Below are 16192 nucleotides of genomic sequence, written 5' to 3' on the forward strand. Positions count from 1 at the left end.
TGCGCGGAAATCGCGCGCGGAGAGGGCGCCCGGGCGGGGCAGGCCCCGCCCGGGCGCTGACTCAGCCGCGCCGGCGCCGCAGCAGGCCGGCGCCGGTCCCGACGAGGGCGGCGACGCCGAGCAGCACGAGCGCGACGGGGGCGCCGGTGGCGGGCAGCTGGCCGCCACCGGGCCTGGCAGGCGGCGTGGCGGGCGTCGTCACCGTGGGCGTGGGTGTGGGCGTCGGCGTCGGGGTCGGCTCGCCGTCGTCACCGAGCACGGTGACGGTGAAGGGCGCCGTCGCCGTGCCGTTGGGCGCGGTGACGCTGAGGACCCCGCTGTAGGTGCCCGGCTCGGTGAAGGTGTGCTCGACCTCGAGGAGGTACTCCCCGTTGACGGTGAGCTCGTCGCCCTCGCGGGTGGCGAGGACCGTCGCGGGCACCGGCTCGCTGCCGTCTCCGAGGTCGACGGTCGCCTCGATGTCCTCCGCGGATGTTCCCGGTGCGGTCACGACGCCCACCGTCATGGCGGCGGCGCCGGGAGCGTCGAGGCGCTGGTCGACGCCGGCCGCGTCGACGGTCCACGCGACCTCGGGGGTGGCGTAGAAGTTGTGGTCCTGGAGGGTCAGCCGCCCGCCGAGCGTGGCGAGGCGGTCGAAGAAGTCTTCCAGCGCGCGGTCCTCCTGCGGGGTCCAGCCGATCTCGAGGACCGTCGCCGCCCGGGGCAGCACGAGCCACTGGGCCTGGGCGATGCCGCGGACCGTCTCGGACCACAGGGGCCCCTCGACGCCGAGGAAGCCCTCGGTCATGACGTCGGGGAACAGCTCCTGCGGGTCCCAGTCGTAGTACCGCTCGACGGTGCAGTCGTCCGGGCACGCCCACGACAGCCCGATGGGGGACACGGAGTCGTCCGGGTCCTCCGGGTCGTCACCGTCGTACCGCTGGTCGAGGTAGGCGCGGGGGGCGTCGGAGACGACCATGCGGGCGCCGTTCTCGTTGACCCGCTCGGGTGCGATCGCCGCCCCGGCGGTGCCCGCGCTCCACATCTGCAGGACGTTGCCCTCGTGGACGTCGGCGAGGGCGAGCTCGTTCCAGCCGAAGGGCTCCTTGCCGAGGTCCTCGACGACGTCGATCATCCGGTCCATGAAGTAGATGTAATCCTCCTCCTCGGTGACGTGGGACTCGTCGCCGCCGATGTGGAGGTAGGGGCCGGGGGTGAGCTCGGCGATCTGCGACCACACGTGCTCGAGGAAGGTGTACGTCACCTCGTTGCGGGTGTCGAGCGTCGAGTGGCCGACCTCCCCGGTGCCGTGCGCCGGCGGGACACCGGTCTCCGGGTCCGGCTCCGGGGCGGCGCCCTCGGTGTTGAGCTGGGGGATGGCGTGGAGCGCCGACTGGGTGTGTCCCGGCGTGTCGATCTCCGGGACGACGACGACGTGCCGCTGGGCCGCGTAGTCGACGATCTCGGCGTAGTCCTCCTGGGTGTAGAAACCGGTCCGCCCGGGCTCGTCCTCGTAGCCCTGCTCGGTCATCGCCGTCTGGCCCGAGACCGAGGTGAGGCGCGTGTAGTCGATGTCGTCGCCCTCGGCGCGGCCCTCGTTGGTGATCTCGATGCGCCAGCCCTGGTCGTCGGCGAGGTGGAGGTGGAGGTGGTTCATCTTGAGCTGGACCAGGGAGTCGATGAACTGCTTGACCTCGTCCACGGTCTGGAAGCTGCGCGCGACGTCGAGCATGATGCCGCGGTACGCGAAGCGCGGGGAGTCGACGACGGTCACCGCCGGCACCGTCCACGGCCCCGCCGTCACCTCGTCGTACTCGACGAAGGTCGGGAGGAGCTGGCGCAGGGTCTGGACGCCGTTGAACACCCCCTGGGCGCTCGTCGCGGAGACCACGACACCGTCGGCGCCCGCGACCAGGGTGTACGCCTCGGCGGAGTCCTCATAACCCTCGACGGCGTGCTCCGGGCCCACCCGCAGCGTGATGTCGGCGCCGTCGTCGCCCTCGGTGACGACCGGGAGGTCGTACCCGGTGGACGGGCGCAGCACGCCCGCGAGGAGCTCACCGGCCGCCGCGGCTTCGCCGGCCGCCACGATCCGGGCATCCGGGGTGAGGAGGAAGGGCTCGGCGTCGGCGTCGTGCTCGAGCGAGACGGGACGCGGCACGACCGTCGGGGACTCGGTCGGCGGGTCTGTCGGTGCCATGGCCCCCAGCGTGCCACCGACGGCGGCGGTGGCCGGCCCGTTCTGGGCGGCGGCCGGGAGGCCGAGCGCCGTGAGCGGCAGCAGCAGTGCCGCGGAGAGCGCGAGCGCGCTGCGGCGTCGCCCACGGCGGCGGGCGGGACGGACGGGCACGGACGCGGGTACGGTCATGGCGAGCTCCCCCAGGGTGGCGACCGCGGGAGGCGTGCCAGCCCCGCCCCACCGCGAGTGACGCCGTCATGCTACGACCGGCGTCAAGACCTCTCGGGGACCCGGACCATGCCCTCCTGCGCCAGCGTGGCGACGAGCTCGCCGGCCCGGTCGTAGACCTTCGCCAGGCCGAGCCCGCGTCCGCCCTGGGCGCTGGGGGCGTCCTGGACGTAGAGCAGCCACTCGTCCACACGCACGTCGCGGTGCCACCACATCGCGTGGTCGAGGCTGGCGACCGACAGGCCGGGGGAGGTCCACACGAGCTCGTGGCGGCGCAGCACCGGCTCGAGCATCACCTGGTCGCAGGCGTAGGCGAGCAGCGCGCGGTGGGTGAGCTGGTCCGCCTCCACGCGGCCGCGGGAGCGCATCCACAGCGCCTGGCGGCTCAGCGGGGAGTGGCCGCGCGGCACGTAGATCGAGCCCTCGACGTGCCGGATGTCGAAGGCGCCGGTGCGGGCGTAGAAGTTCGCCGCGGGGTGGTCGTAGCGGGAGAAGAGGTCCGCCGAGCTCTCCAGCCCCTCGGGGCCGGGCACCTCCGGCGGGTCATCGGCGTGGTCGAGGCCCGGCTGGCGCTCCTGGAAGGAGGTGATCATCGAGAGGATCGGCTTGCCGTCCTGGATCGCGTGCGTGCGGCGGGCACTGAAGGAGCCGCCGTCGCGCATCCGCTCCACCTCGAAGGTGATCGGCCGGTCGAGCTTGCCGGGGCGCAGGAAGTAGCCGTGCACGGAGTGGGGCAGCCGCTCGGCGGGCAGACCGGCGTCGGAGACGGTCCCGGCGGCCGCGACGAGGGACTGGGCGAGCACCTGCCCGCCGTACACGCGTCCGCTCAGGTGCTCCAGCGACGTCCCCGTGCACGTGTCGTGCCCGGTCCGCTCCAGGCGCAGGAGCTCCAGGACCGAGGTCAGCGCCTCGCTCTGCTCACCGGCGTCGGCCACGGTCACGGCTCCTCCATCGTGTTGACGAGCGAGAACGCGGCCCGCTCGAGGTAGGTCCACAGCATCGTCTCGAGGTCCTCGGGCAGGCCGAGCTCGTCGACGCCGGCGCGCATGTGCTGCAGCCAGCGGTCACGGGCCAGCGGGCTGACGGCGTAGGCGGCGTGCCGCATCCGCAGCCGCGGGTGCCCACGGGTCTCGGAGTACGTCGTCGGGCCGCCCCAGTACTGCTCGAGGAACATTGTCAGGCGCTCGACGGCGCCCTCGAAGTCGTCCTCCGGGTACATCGGCGCGAGGACGTCGTCGGTGCGCACGCCCTCGTAGAAGCGGCGGACGAGGCGCTCGAAGGTCGCCCGGCCGCCGAGCGCCTGGTAGGCGGTGACCTCGTCGGGGCTCGCGCTCACAGGCCGAGCTCGTCGAGGACGGGCAGCTGGCCGCGCACGAGGGCCCGCGCCTGCTCGGCGGACTCCGCGCCGAGCGCGAGCTGGGCGAGCTCCTGGCAGCGCTGCAGGCTCGTGGCCGCGAGGACCGCGGCGACGTCCGGCAGCGAGCGCGGGGACATCGACAGGGAGGACACGCCCAGGCCGACGAGGACGACGGCGGTGGCCGGGTCCGCGGCCGCCTCGCCGCACACGCCCACCGGCCGGCTCTGCTGCGCACCGCCGCGGCAGGTCTCCTCGATCATCCGGAGCACCGCCGGGTGGAAGGCGTCGGAGAGGGAGGCGAGGGAGCCGAGGAGACGGTCCGCGGCCATCGTGTACTGGGTGAGGTCGTTGGTGCCGATCGAGGCGAAGGCGGCGCGGGCGAGGATGGGACCGGACATGAGCGCCGCGCTGGGCACCTCGACCATGACGCCAGCCGTGGTGAGGCCGTGCTTGTTGCAGGCCGCGACGAACTCCTCGGTCTCGTCCACCGTGGCCACCATCGGCGCCATGACCCACACGTCGGCGCTCTCGGCAGCAGCCGCCTCGGCGATCGCGGTGAGCTGGTTGTCCAGGATCCGCGGGTTGCGCCAGGAGGTCCGCAGGCCGCGCACGCCAAGGGCGGGGTTCGGCTCGGCGGTGTCGGTGAGGAAGGGCATCGGCTTGTCGGCGCCGGCGTCGAGCGTGCGCACGACGACCTTCTTGCCGGGGAACGCGGCGAGCACGGTGCGGTAGGCCTTGACCTGCTCGGCGACGGTGGGCTCCTCGTTGCGGTCGAGGAAGCAGAACTCGGTGCGGAACAGCCCCACGCCCTCGGCACCGGCCTGGGCGGCCTTGGCGGCGCCCGCCGGCTCCCCGACGTTGGCGAGGAGGTGGACCCGGTGGCCGTCGCTGGTGCGGCCCTCACCGTCGAAGGTGCGCACGTGCGTGGCGAGCGCCTCGGCCGCGGCGACGTCCTCCGCGCTCGGGTCCAGGACGGCGGTGCCGGCGGCGCCGTCGACGAGGACGGTGCGGCCCTCCTCGAGGACCTCCAGGGCGTGCGGCGCCCCGACGACGGCGGGGATGCCGAGCGAGCGGGCGAGGATCGCGGTGTGCGAGGTGGGGCCGCCCTCGGCGGTGACGATGGCGCGCACCTTGCTCGGGTCGAGCAGCGCGGTGTCGGCGGGGGCGAGGTCGAGGGCGACGAGGACGAACGGCTCCTCGCGCTGCGGGATGCCCGGCATGGGGACGCCGAGGAGGCTGGCGACCACGCGGTCGCGCACGTCGCGGACGTCGCGTGCCCGCTCGGCCATGTACCCGCCGAGCGCGCTGAGCTGCTCGGCGACGGCGTCGGCGGCCTCCCAGACGGCCAGCGCCGGAGCCTTGCCCTCCTCGCGGACCTTCGCCTGGGCGGACTGGACGAGCGTGGGGTCGGCCGCCATCTGCGCGGTGGTCGCGAGGATCTCCGCGGCCTCGCCCTCGGCGCTCTCGGCGGCGGTGCTCAGGCCCTCGGCGACCGCGGCCGCGTGCTCGGCGACGGAGGCGGCGGCGGCCTCGACGTCGTCACCGGCGGCGAGCCGCTCGTGGGGGGACGGGGCGGGGACGGCGCCGGCGAGCTGAGCCACCGGGCCGGCGGCCCGACCGGGACTCACGCCGATGCCACGGACGTTGGTGCGGCGTGCGTGCTCAGTGCTCAAGTGGGTGCTCCCGTCACGTGGTGCCATGCTCTGCCTATTGTGCGCCCTGACCAGCGCTGCTCGTGCCGGTCCGGAGGGGTGACCGCCCGCAGGTGGGCCGGTCGGCCGGGCGCACCGGCCCTCGCGGCGCAGTCCTGCGGTCACCCGCGCCGGGCCGCTGCCCGTCGAGCCTATCGTCCGGTGTGCCCGGACCCGCACCGCCCGCACGCGCCGGGGCCCGGGAGGTCTGGCAAGATCACGCGGAGACCTGGGTGCCGAGGCAGCCATGACGCACGAGCCGAGGAGCAGCTGAGCACGTGAACACCACAACGCCGTCCGGGCGGGACGCCGGGCTTCCCAGCGAGGCCCTCCAGCGACTGGCAGCGGCGTACGGGGTGGCGACGGACTTCTGGGACTACACCGGCAACCACCGGACCGTCCCTGCCAGCACGATCCGCGCCGTCCTGGCGGCGCTGGGCGTCGTCGTCGAGAGCGAGGAGGACGTCGCCGAGGCACTCGTCGACGTCGAGCTCGCGCCGTGGCGCTCGGTGCTCCCGCCCAGCCTCGTCGTGCGGCAGGGCCGCGAGGAGCAGGTGCCGGTGCACCTGCCCCACGGGAGCACGGTGGCGGTCCGCGTCGTCCTCGAGGACGGCGGCGAGCGGGTGCTCGAGCAGCTGCCCGTGTGGGTGGACCCCCGCGACGTCGACGGCGTGAGGACCGGCCGGGCGACCTTCGGGGTCCCGGCCGACCTGCCGCTGGGCTGGCACGAGCTCGTCGCCGTCGTCGAGGGCAGGGAGCCGGCACGGTGCACCCTCGCCGTCACCCCCGACGTGCTCAGCGTCCCCGCCGAGGTGCCCGAGCGCGCCTGGGGCCTCATGGCCCAGCTGTACTCCGTGCGCTCGCGCACGTCCTGGGGCGTGGGCGACCTCGCCGACCTCGCCGAGCTCGGCAGCTTCTTCGGGCAGCAGGGAGCCGACTTCCTCCTCATCAACCCGCTCCACGCCGCCGAGCCGGTCGGGCCGATGACGCCGTCGCCGTACCTGCCCGTCACCCGGCGGTTCCACAACCCGCTCTACATCCGTCCCGAGGACATCCGCGAGTGCGCCTACCTGCCGGGGCCGCAGCGCGCCCTCGTCGAGTGGGCCGCCGAGGAGGTCCGCGGCGCGGCGACCGACCCCAGCCCCATCGACCGCGACGCCGCCTGGGCGGCCAAGCGCCAGGCCCTGGAGGTCATCCACAAGGCCGGCCGCTCGCCGGCGCGCCAGCGTCAGCTCGACGCCTTCCGCGCCGAGGAGGGGCAGGGGCTGGAGGACTTCGCGCTGTGGTGCGCCCTCGCCGAGAAGTACGAGGGGCAGCGCTGGCCCGCCGAGCTCGACGACGTGTCCTCGCCGGCCGTCTACCGCGCGCGCGTCGAGCTCGCCGACCGCGTCGACTACTACGTGTGGCTCCAGTGGGTCGCCGACACCCAGCTCGACACCGCCCAGCGGGCCGCCCGCGAGGCCGGCATGGCGATGGGGATCATGCACGACCTCGCCGTCGGCGTGCACCCCAGCGGTGCGGACGCGTGGAGCATGAGCGGCGTCCTGGCCCGCGGGATCGGCGTGGGCGCCCCGCCGGACATGTACAACCAGCAGGGGCAGAACTGGTCCCAGCCGCCCATGCGCCCCGACGCGCTCGCCCGCTCCGGCTACGCGTCCTTCCGCGACATGCTCCGCACCGTGCTCCGGCACGCCGGCGCGCTTCGCATGGACCACATCCTCGGCCTGTTCCGCCTGTGGTGGATCCCCGACGGCCACGGCGCCGACGAGGGCTGCTACGTGCGCTACGACCACGAGGCGATGGTCGGTGTGCTGCTCCTCGAGGCGCAGCGCGTGGGCGCCGTCGTCATCGGCGAGGACCTCGGCACCGTCGAGCCCTGGGTGCGCGACTACCTCGCCTCCCGCGGCGTCCTCGGCACCTCCGTGCTGTGGTTCGAGAAGGACGACGACGGCGGGCCGCTGCGTCCGGAGGACTACCGCGAGCTCGTGCTCGCCACCGTCAACACCCACGACCTGCCGCCGACGGCGGGCTACCTCGCCGAGGAGCACGTCGACCTGCGCGAGCGCCTGGGCCTGCTCACCGACCCCGTGCCCGTCGTGCGCGCCGAGGCGCGCCGCGAGCGGGAGAAGATGGTCGCCCGCCTGCGGGAGTACGGGCTGCTGCCCGACAGCCCCACCGAGCGTCAGCTCGTCGAGGCGCTGCACGCCTACGTCGCGCGCACGCCCTCGCGCCTCGTGGGCGTCGCGCTCGTCGACGCCGTGGGGGAGCGGCGCGCGCAGAACCAGCCCGGGACGGACACGGAGTACCCGAACTGGAAGCTGCCGCTCGCCGACGGCTCGGAGAAGGTCGTCCTCATCGAGGACCTCCCGACCATCGCCCGCCTGCGCTCCCTCGTCGCCGTGGTGGAGGAGTCCCTGGGCGACTGACCGCCGGCGCCCACCGCGACCCCGCTCCGCCCCGCCCCGCGCCCCCTCCGTCCGGGACGCACGTCCGGGCGGCTGGACGCACATCCGGCCGGTCCTGAGAGTCCCGGAGGTGCGTCCCAGCGGACGACGAAGGCCCCGGCACCACACGGTGCCGGGGCCTTCCTCACGTCGGGGTGCTAGCGCTTGCGCCCTGCGGCGTCTCGCGCAGCCTCCTCCTCGGCGGAGCGCTTGCCGCTGGTGACGGCGGCCGCCTCCTGCGCCTCGTCGAAGACCGACGGGGCGGCGACGCCACCCTCGCCGTCGTCCTCGCGACCGGGGGTCTTGAGGTTGAATTTCGTGATGACCAGGCGGAAGAGGAAGTAGTAGATCACCGCGTAGATCAGGCCGAAGACGAGGATCATCAGCGGCTGCTCGGCGATGCGGAAGTTGAGCAGGAAGTCGATCGCACCGGCGGAGAAGCCGAAGCCGGAGCGGTACTCCAGCCAGTTCATCAGCGCCAGCGAGCTACCGGTGAGCAGCGCGTGCACCACGTACAGCGGGAAGGCGACGTAGGCGAAGGCGAACTCGAGGGGCTCGGTGATGCCGGTGAGGAACGCGGTGAAGGCGACGGAGACCATGATGCCGCCGGTGAGCTTGCGGCGGGCGGGCTTGGCAGTGTGCCAGATGGCCAGTGCCGCGGCGGGCAGCGCGAACATCATGATCGGGAAGAAGCCGGTCATGAAGATTCCGGCGGTCGGGTCACCGGCGAAGAAGCGGGCGATGTCGCCGTGGACGGTCTCACCGGCCGCGTTCTCGAAGGAGCCGAACTGGAACCACGGCAGGTTGTTGAGCAGGTGGTGCAGGCCGAAGGGGATGAGCAGGCGGTTGGCGGTACCGAAGACGAAGCCGCCGAGCACCGAGTTGCCCGGGTCGGTCACCCAGTTGCCGAAACCGGTGATGACGGTGTCGAAGACCGGGTAGATAAAGGAGAGGACCACGGCGGCGATGATCGCCGACACCGCCGTCACGATCGGGACGAAGCGGCGGCCACCGAAGAAGGCCAGGTACGTCGGCAGCTTGATCCGGTAGTACTTCTGGTAGAGCACCGCGGCGATGATGCCGATGATGATGCCGCCGAGGACGCCGTAGTTGATCGTGTACGTGAGGATCGGCTCGCCGGTGTCGGCGGCCACGGTCCCGCTGTCCGCCTCGGCGCCGAAGGTGCCGCCCCACGGAGCGGTCATCGGGGCGATGGCGCCGAGGACCCGGGTGAGGACGAGGTAGCCGATGACGGCGGCGAGGGCCGTGGAGCCGTCGGACTTCTTGGCGAAGCCGACGGCGACACCGACGGCGAACAGGAGGGGCAGGTTGGCGAAGAGTGCGTCACCGGCCGCGCCGATGACGGCGGCGACGGGCTCCATCCAGCCCATGCCGGCCCAGCCGGCCACGCCGTCGGCGCCGAGCATGTCCGGCTGGCCGAGGCGCAGGAGGAGCGCGGCCGCGGGGAGGGAGGCGATGGGCAGCATGAGGGAACGGCCCACACGCTGAAGCTGGGCGAAACCGGGGATCGGCTTCTTTTCCTTCTTGGCCGGGGCCGCGCCGGCGGTGGCTGCTGTCACGTCAGGCTCCTCGTCGAGGGCGACGGTGGAGGACCGTCGCGAATGGTCCGGCCCGGAGGTACCGGCCGGGCATGCTGGTGTGAACATCCCGTGCAGGATGTCTGGACCAGTTGCGCATACTAGACCGCCATATGATCGTGCGTGTCAAGCATCACCCGGGCGTGGCCCCGGGCACGTCGGTCACGGTTCGGTGACGGGAGGGTGGAGCCTTGAAGTACCTCACCGTGCGCGACCATCTGCGGGCCCTCATCGACGACGGTCTGGGCGTCGGCCAGGCGATCCCCTCCGAGCGTGAGCTGTGCGAGCACTTCGGGGTGTCCCGCATGACGGTGCGTCAGGCGGTCGACGCGCTCGTCGTCGAGGGGCTCCTCGAGCGGGTGCAGGGCCGCGGCACCTTCGTCGCCCAGCCCAAGGTCGACCTCCAGCTGCGGCTCGTCTCCTTCCCCGAGGAGATGCGCCGACGCGGCATGGAGCCGTCCCTGCGGGTCCTGGCGGCGCAGAGCGTCCCCGCGCCCCCGCACGTCGCCGACGCCCTCGACCTCCCGCCCGGCGCGGACGTCCACTACCTGCGCCGCCTGCGCCTGGCGGACGGTCTGCCGATGGCGGTGGAGGAGAACTGGGTGCCGACCATGCTCGCCCCCGAGCTCCTGGACGCGGACCCCGCGCCCAGCGTCTACGAGGCGCTGACCGCCCGTGGCCTCGCGCCCACGTGGGGGGAGGACGTCATCGAGGCGGTCCTCCTCGAGGCGGAGGTGGCCGGGCACCTGGGCCTGACGGAGGCGACGGCGGGACTGCAGATCCGCCGTCGGACCTTCAGCGGGGACCTCGCCGTGGACTACGCCGTCTCGATCTACCGCGCCGACCGCTACTCGCTGTGGGTGCCGGTCAGCGCTCCCGGGCCCACACTCGTGCCCTCGCGTCGTCGCCTCCAGGCGACGGCGAGCGGGCAGACCCCACGTGAGGAAGGACTGGCGTGAAGAAGGACATCCACGCGATCCTCGCCGGACTCGGCGGCATTGCGAACATCCGCGAGATCGAGCCGTGCATCACCCGGCTCCGGGTGGAGGTCGAGGACCCCGCGCAGGTCGACGCCGCCGCCCTGCGCGCCGCCGGTGCCCACGGCTCCGTCCAGCGCGGCAACGTCGTCCAGGTCGTCGTGGGGCCTGAGCTCGACGCGCTCCTCGGGGAGCTGAGCGAGGAGACGTGGCGGCGCGCCGACGACGAGTAGGGCCGTCACGCCGAGGACGTCTGGACCAGTTAAGGTTTCGGTACGAGACGGCGCCGTCCGTCACCGACCAACGGCCGCGGCCGTGGATGAGGAGCAGAACATGAGCAAGGCAGAGTCCATCCTCGCGGCTCTCGGCGGCGACGAGAACATCGTCGACCTCGAGGCGTGCATCACCCGTATCCGTGTCGAGGTCGAGGACTCGAGCAAGGTCGACGAGGCCGCGCTGCGTGCGGCCGGCGCCTTCGGCGTCGTCCAGCAGGGCACGGCCGTGCAGGTCGTCGTGGGCCCCGAGGCGGACAACATCGTCGAGGACATCGAGGACCTTCGGTGAGCCTGCGGGTCCTCGCACCCGTCGCCGGCACCGTCGTGGCGATGGCCGACGTCCCCGACCCCGTCTTCGCGGGATCGATCGTCGGCCCCGGCATCGCCATCGAGCCCGACGGTGAGGGCGAGGTCCACGTCGTCGCGCCCGTCGACGGCACCGTGGCCAAGCTCCACCCGCACGCCTTCGTCCTCGTCACCGAGCAGGGCCGGGGGGTGCTCGTCCACCTCGGTCTGGACACCGTCCAGCTCGAGGGGGAGGGCTTCACCCTCCACGCGCAGGAGAAGGACACGGTCAGTGCCGGTCAGCGGCTGATCAGCTGGAGCCCGGCCGAGGTCCGGGCCGGCGGGCGCTCGCCCGTCAGCCCCGTCGTCGCCCTCGAGGGCAAGCAGGAGGCGCTGACGCTCGCCGTCGAGCCGGGGGCGCAGGTCGCCACCGGTGACGAGCTCTTCGCGTGGGAGTGACCTCCACCCACGACCTGCGGGTCCGGGCCGGCGAGTTCCTTCGCCGGCCCGGAGCCGCCGTGCTGCTCGACCTCGACGGCACGCTCGTCGACTCCGAGCCCATGCAGCGGGCCGCCTTCGCGGCCTACTTCGCCTCCCGCGGCTGGGAGGTGCCCGAGGCTGTCGTGCGCCAGTTCATGGGCCGGCGCGGCCGGGAGTCCTTCGCGGCGATCGCCGGCCCGTGGGCAGGGGAGGACCCGGTGGCCCTCACCGACGCGGTCATCGCGATGACCGACCCCGTCACCCACCCGCCGGTGCCCGTCCCGGGTGCCGCCGAGGCCATCCGCGCCTGGCGTGAGCAGGACCTGCCGGTCTCGCTCGTGACCTCCGCGTTCCGCTCCTGGGCCGAGGAGGCGCTCGAGCTGCTCGGCGCCGCCGACCTCGGTGTCCGGCTCGTCACCGCCGAGGACACCCCGGTGGGCAAGCCCGCACCGGCACCGTTCCTCCTCGGTGCCGAGCGGCTGGGCGTCGACCCGGCCGACTGCCTCGCCGCCGAGGACTCCGTGGCCGGCCTCGCCTCCGCGCGTGCCGCCGGGGTGGGCTTCGTCGTCGGCGTGACGACCAGCCTGGGCGCCGACGCCCTCGCCCAGGCCGGCGCCGACGCCGTCGTGCCCGACCTCACCACCCTGGCGCCGTAACCCCCGCCCCCGCCCCGCCCCCACCCGCCGACAGGTGAGTTGTTACCCCGTCCCGGTAACAACTGAGCTGTCGGCGGTTGAGCGGGGTGGGTGGCCCCGTCCCCACCCGCCGACAGGTGAGTTGTTAGCCAGTCCCGGTAACAACTGAGCTGTCGGCGTTTGGGCGGGGCGTCAGGCCTGGGCGGCGCGGTCGGCGGCCTGGGCGGCGAGGGCGCGGCGCACGGCGTCGCGGTCCTCACCCACGAGGCGGCGCAGCGCGGCCGGCGCGTCGGGGTGCGCGGCGAGCCACTCGTCCGTGCGGGCCAGCACGTCCACGCCGTGCTCGTCGGCGAGGCCGGCGAGGGCGAAGGGGTAGAGCCCGGTGACGATGTTCTGCGCCATCTCGTTCGTCCGCTCGCGCCACACCCGCTCGAGGGAGTCGAAGTAGCGGTCGACGAAGGGCACGAGCAGCGAGCGGTCGTGGACGTCGGTGAAGCCGTCGATGACGGCGTCCTGCAGCGCGTTGGGCAGGTCGTCGGACTCGACGACCGACTCCCACACCCGCTCCTTGGACCCGGCGCTCGGGATGATCGCGCCCGCGCGTGCGGCCGCCTGACGACCCGCGGCGGTGTCGTCACGGCGGGACTCCGCGGCGATCTCCTCCTGGCCGGCGCGGCCCCCGGCGGCGAGCGCGGTGAGCAGCACCCAGCGCAGGTCGGTGTCGACCTCCAGGCCCTCGAGGACGCGGCTGCCGTCGAGCAGGCCGGCGACGACGTCGAGCTGGGCGTCGGTGGCGGCCTCGTCGGCGAAGGCGCGGACGAGCTGGAGCTGGGCGTCGGACCCGGCCTCGGCCTGCTCGGCGAGCTGCCACAGGCGGTCGACCACCCGCGGGGTGAGCTCCGGCCGGGTCTCGGGGGCGGTGTAGGCACGCAGCGTGAGGCTGAGCTGGCGCAGGAGGACGAGCAGCACGGTCGAGTCCCGCTCGGCCCCGACGTTGGCGAGAATCAGCTCGAGGTACTCACGCGCCGGCAGCTCGCCGTCGCGGGTCATGTCCCAGGCCGCCGCCCACACGAGCGAGCGCGGCAGGGACTCGGTGAAGTCGTCGAGGTGGTCGACGGCGGTGCGCAGCGACTCCTCGTCCAGGCGCACCTTGGCGTAGGCGAGGTCCTCGTCGTTGACGAGGAGGAGGTCCGGGCGCGGGCGGCCGACGAGCTCGGGAATCTCCGTGCGTGCGCCGTCGACGTCCGTCTCCACCCGCAGCACACGCTCCAGGCGCGTGCCGCCGTCGTGCTCGACGACGTCGTAGCCGCCGACGACGAGGCGGTGCGGGCGCAGCACGGGGTGCTCGTCCGGGGCCTCCTGGGTGACGGCGAAGGAGGTGATGACGCCGTCGTCGTCCGTGGTGAGCTCGGGACGCAGGAGGGTGACGCCGGCCTGCTCCAGCCACACCTGCGACCACGCGGTGAGGTCGCGCCCGCTCGTGGCCTCGAGCTCGGTGAGGAGGTCACGCAGCTCGGTGTTGCCCCACTCGTGCGTGGCGAAGTAGCGGCGCACGCCGGCGAGGAAGGCGTCCTGGCCCACCCAGGCGACGAGCTGCTTGAGGACCGAGGCGCCCTTGGCGTAGGTGATGCCGTCGAAGTTCACCTCGACGTCCTCGAGGTCGTTGATCTCCGCGACGATCGGGTGGGTCGAGGGGAGCTGGTCCTGGCGGTAGGCCCAGGACTTCTCCAGCGAGGAGAAGGTGGTCCACGCGTCGGTCCACGAGGTGTCCTCGGCGGTGGCAAGCGTGGACATGTACTCGGCGAAGGACTCGTTGAGCCACAGGTCGTTCCACCAGCGCATGGTGACGAGGTCGCCGAACCACATGTGGGCGAGCTCGTGGAGGATCGTCACGACGCGGCGCTCGACCGTGGCCTCGGGGACCTTGGAGCGGAAGACGTAGCTCTCGAGGAAGGTGACCGCGCCCGCGTTCTCCATCGCCCCGGCGTTGAACTCCGGCACGAAGAGCTGGTCGTACTTCTCGAAGGGGTAGGGACGCCCGAAGGCCTCCTCGAAGAACGCGAAGCCGGACCGCGTGATGTCCATGACGTTCTCGGCGTCGAGGTGCTCGGCGAGGGACGCGCGGCAGAAGACACCGAGGGGGATGGTGCGCCCGTCGCTGCTCGTCAGCTCGCCCGTCACCCGGTGGTAGGGGCCGGCGACGATCGCGGTGATGTAGCTCGAGATGCGCGGGGTGGGCGCGAAGTGCCAGACGGCGGCGGCGTCGTCGCCGTCCACCGGCTGCGGCTCGGGGGTGGGGGAGTTGGACACGACGGTCCAGTGCCGCGGCGCGCGGACCGTGAAGCGGAAGGTCGCCTTGAGGTCGGGCTGCTCGAGGACGGCGAAGACCCGGCGGGAGTCGGCGACCTCGAACTGGCTGTAGAGGTAGACCTCGCTGTCGACCGGGTCGACGAAGCGGTGCAGGCCCTCACCGGTGTTCATGTATCGGGCGTCGGCGACGACGACGAGCTCGTTGCGCTCGGCCAGGCCGTCGACGGCGATGCGGGCGCCGTCCCACGCGTGCGTGTCCACGGGCTCGCCGTTGAGGCGGATCTCGTGGACGGCGTCGGCAATGAGGTCGACGAAGGTGCTCGCGCCTTCCCGGGCGGTGAAGGTGATCGTCGTGCGGGACGCGAAGACCCGGTCGCCGCGCGTGAGGTCGAGCTCGACGTCGTAGGACTCGACGGCGACGAGCGCGGCGCGCTCGGCGGCCTCCTGGCGGGTGAGGTTCTCTCCGGGCACGGTCTGCTCCTTGTCACGTGGGTCGGCGGTCGGTCGGACCGGCCGCCCCGATCCTGCCACGCCCCTCGCCGCCGGCACACGTGGATACCTGCCTCCCGGCGGACCCTGGGTGCCATGCTGGTGGCATGCGCTGGCTCTGGGCCCCGATGCTCGCGGGCACCGTCTATCTCGTCGTCGACGCGGCGCGCGACGGGAGCGTCCCCGCTGCGGTGGGGTACGGCGTCGTCGGCCTCGCCCTGACCTGGTGGCTCAGCCCGTGGCAGGGCTCGGGCCGTGCGCGGCACGCCGACGTCGTGGCCCGGCCGGCGGCCGAGCGGGTGGTCGTCATCTACTGGCGCCCGGGATGCACCTACTGCGCGCGGCTGCGGGTCCGGCTCGGCCGCGCGGGGCGCCGCGCCACCTGGGTCGACATCTGGCAGGACGAGGACGCGGCGGCGTACGTGCGGAGCGTCAACGGCGGGAACGAGACGGTCCCCACCGTCGTCATCGACGGCGAGGCCTTCACCAACCCCGATCCTGCCCGAGTGCTCGCCCGGCTCGTCGCGGCTTAGGCTGACCGCGGCGGCGCACGCAGGTGCCGCGGAGCACTCGAGGAGGACGTACATGGCCCAGGACGCCACCACGAAGGACGTCGCCGACTTCTGGTTCGACCCGATCTGCCCGTGGGCGTGGATGACGTCCCGGTGGATGGGTGAGGTCGAGCAGGTCCGCCCGGTGACCGCCCGCTGGCACGTCATGTCGCTGGCCGTGCTCAACGAGGGCCGCGACCTGCCCGAGGGCTACCGGGCGATGATGGACAAGGCCTGGGGCCCGGCCCGTCTCGTCAACGCGGCCCGCGAGCTGCACGGCGAGGACGTCGTCAAGCCGCTGTACGACGCGCTCGGCACCCGCTTCCACCCGGGCGGCCGGGAGATCGACGACGTCTCGGTCTTCACCGAGGCGCTCGCGGAGGTCGGGCTGCCCGAGGAGCTCGTGCGCTACACGACCTCCGACGAGCTCGACGACTCCCTGCGGGCCTCGCACCGCGAGGGCATCACCAAGGTCGGCGAGGACGTCGGCACCCCGGTCGTGGCGTTCAACGACGTCGCCTTCTTCGGCCCCGTCATCACCCCCGCCCCGAAGGGCGAGGAGGCCGGCCGCCTCTGGGACGGCTGCGTCCTCGTGGCCGGCGTCCCGGGCTTCTTCGAGCTCAAGCGCACCCGCACCCAGGGCCCCGTCTTCGACTGAGGCCCCCTCCTAGCGCCGAGAGCCGGATTCCTCCAGGAGGAATCCGGCTCTCGGCG

General features: G+C 73.2%; 14 protein-coding genes. 8 read left to right on the plus strand and 6 right to left on the minus strand.

What is annotated here, in order from left to right:
• Positions 1–61: 61 nt before the first annotated feature.
• The 4 genes from H9624_RS12595 to ptsP form a co-directional block, all read right to left on the minus strand.
• Complete coding sequence (locus H9624_RS12595) at positions 62–2347, minus strand: family 20 glycosylhydrolase (protein ID WP_251840243.1); 2286 nt, start codon at positions 2345–2347, stop codon at positions 62–64.
• A gap of 83 nt (positions 2348–2430) precedes the next feature.
• Entirely contained in the window at positions 2431–3327 is an 897-nt protein-coding gene (locus tag H9624_RS12600; protein WP_251840244.1) for an acyl-CoA thioesterase, read from the minus strand.
• Positions 3324–3722: a globin gene (locus H9624_RS12605; protein ID WP_251840245.1), complete on the minus strand. Its 399-nt coding sequence runs from the start codon at positions 3720–3722 to the stop codon at positions 3324–3326. Before H9624_RS12605 ends, H9624_RS12600 begins: the two co-directional genes overlap by 4 nt.
• A complete protein-coding gene (gene ptsP, locus H9624_RS12610) occupies positions 3719–5416 on the minus strand; it encodes a phosphoenolpyruvate--protein phosphotransferase (protein WP_251840246.1) in 1698 nt (565 codons plus the stop codon). Before ptsP ends, H9624_RS12605 begins: the two co-directional genes overlap by 4 nt.
• Positions 5417–5712: 296 nt before the next feature.
• Between ptsP and malQ the strand changes: the two genes are divergently transcribed.
• Positions 5713–7860, plus strand: coding sequence for a 4-alpha-glucanotransferase (malQ, locus tag H9624_RS12615; protein WP_251840247.1), 2148 nt, complete (start codon positions 5713–5715; stop codon positions 7858–7860).
• A gap of 176 nt (positions 7861–8036) precedes the next feature.
• On the opposite strand, the gene H9624_RS12620 is transcribed toward malQ, so the two are convergent.
• Positions 8037–9458 carry a PTS transporter subunit EIIC gene (locus tag H9624_RS12620; RefSeq protein WP_251840248.1) on the minus strand — a complete coding sequence of 474 codons (1422 nt, stop codon included), beginning with the start codon at positions 9456–9458 and terminating at the stop codon, positions 8037–8039.
• 209 nt (positions 9459–9667) lie between these two features.
• Between H9624_RS12620 and H9624_RS12625 the strand changes: the two genes are divergently transcribed.
• The 5 genes from H9624_RS12625 to H9624_RS12645 all read left to right on the plus strand — a co-directional run bounded on the left by H9624_RS12625 (position 9668) and on the right by H9624_RS12645 (position 12149).
• Positions 9668–10435, plus strand: coding sequence for a GntR family transcriptional regulator (locus H9624_RS12625; RefSeq protein WP_251840249.1), 768 nt, complete (start codon positions 9668–9670; stop codon positions 10433–10435).
• Positions 10432–10686 (plus strand): PTS sugar transporter subunit IIB, encoded by a 255-nt coding sequence (locus H9624_RS12630; RefSeq protein WP_251840250.1) that lies wholly within the window; start codon positions 10432–10434, stop codon positions 10684–10686. Before H9624_RS12625 ends, H9624_RS12630 begins: the two co-directional genes overlap by 4 nt.
• A 100-nt stretch (positions 10687–10786) precedes the next feature.
• Entirely contained in the window at positions 10787–11017 is a 231-nt protein-coding gene (locus tag H9624_RS12635; protein ID WP_251305554.1) for a PTS glucose/sucrose transporter subunit IIB, read from the plus strand.
• Positions 11014–11472 carry a PTS sugar transporter subunit IIA gene (locus H9624_RS12640; RefSeq protein WP_251840251.1) on the plus strand — a complete coding sequence of 153 codons (459 nt, stop codon included), beginning with the start codon at positions 11014–11016 and terminating at the stop codon, positions 11470–11472. The genes H9624_RS12635 and H9624_RS12640 overlap by 4 nt, the downstream gene beginning before the upstream one ends.
• Positions 11463–12149, plus strand: a complete 687-nt coding sequence (locus tag H9624_RS12645; protein WP_251840252.1) for an HAD family hydrolase — start codon at positions 11463–11465, stop codon at positions 12147–12149. The genes H9624_RS12640 and H9624_RS12645 overlap by 10 nt, the downstream gene beginning before the upstream one ends.
• A 171-nt stretch (positions 12150–12320) precedes the next feature.
• Here the strand turns inward: H9624_RS12645 and pepN are convergent, their stop codons facing one another.
• Positions 12321–14909 carry an aminopeptidase N gene (pepN, locus tag H9624_RS12650; RefSeq protein WP_251840253.1) on the minus strand — a complete coding sequence of 863 codons (2589 nt, stop codon included), beginning with the start codon at positions 14907–14909 and terminating at the stop codon, positions 12321–12323.
• A 125-nt stretch (positions 14910–15034) separates the two neighbouring features.
• On the opposite strand from pepN, the gene H9624_RS16960 reads away from it, so the two are divergent.
• Together H9624_RS16960 and H9624_RS12660 are read left to right on the plus strand one after the other, a co-directional pair.
• Positions 15035–15460, plus strand: coding sequence for a glutaredoxin domain-containing protein (locus tag H9624_RS16960; RefSeq protein ID WP_307784962.1), 426 nt, complete (start codon positions 15035–15037; stop codon positions 15458–15460).
• Between the two features lie 52 nt (positions 15461–15512).
• Positions 15513–16136 carry a mycothiol-dependent nitroreductase Rv2466c family protein gene (locus tag H9624_RS12660; RefSeq protein WP_251840254.1) on the plus strand — a complete coding sequence of 208 codons (624 nt, stop codon included), beginning with the start codon at positions 15513–15515 and terminating at the stop codon, positions 16134–16136.
• Positions 16137–16192 lie beyond the last annotated feature (56 nt).

The sequence above is a fragment of the Oceanitalea stevensii genome, assembly GCF_014837105.1.
GTDB lineage: Bacteria > Actinomycetota > Actinomycetes > Actinomycetales > Actinomycetaceae > Oceanitalea > Oceanitalea stevensii.

Bases quoted from the DNA above. Each gene is read 5' to 3' on its own strand.
- H9624_RS12595 (WP_251840243.1), bottom strand. From the start codon at position 2,347: ATGACCGTACCCGCGTCCGTGCCCGTCCGTCCCGCCCGCCGCCGTGGG.
- H9624_RS12635 (WP_251305554.1), top strand. From the start codon at position 10,787: ATGAGCAAGGCAGAGTCCATCCTCGCGGCTCTCGGCGGCGACGAGAAC.
- H9624_RS16960 (WP_307784962.1), top strand. From the start codon at position 15,035: ATGCGCTGGCTCTGGGCCCCGATGCTCGCGGGCACCGTCTATCTCGTC.
- H9624_RS12660 (WP_251840254.1), top strand. From the start codon at position 15,513: ATGGCCCAGGACGCCACCACGAAGGACGTCGCCGACTTCTGGTTCGAC.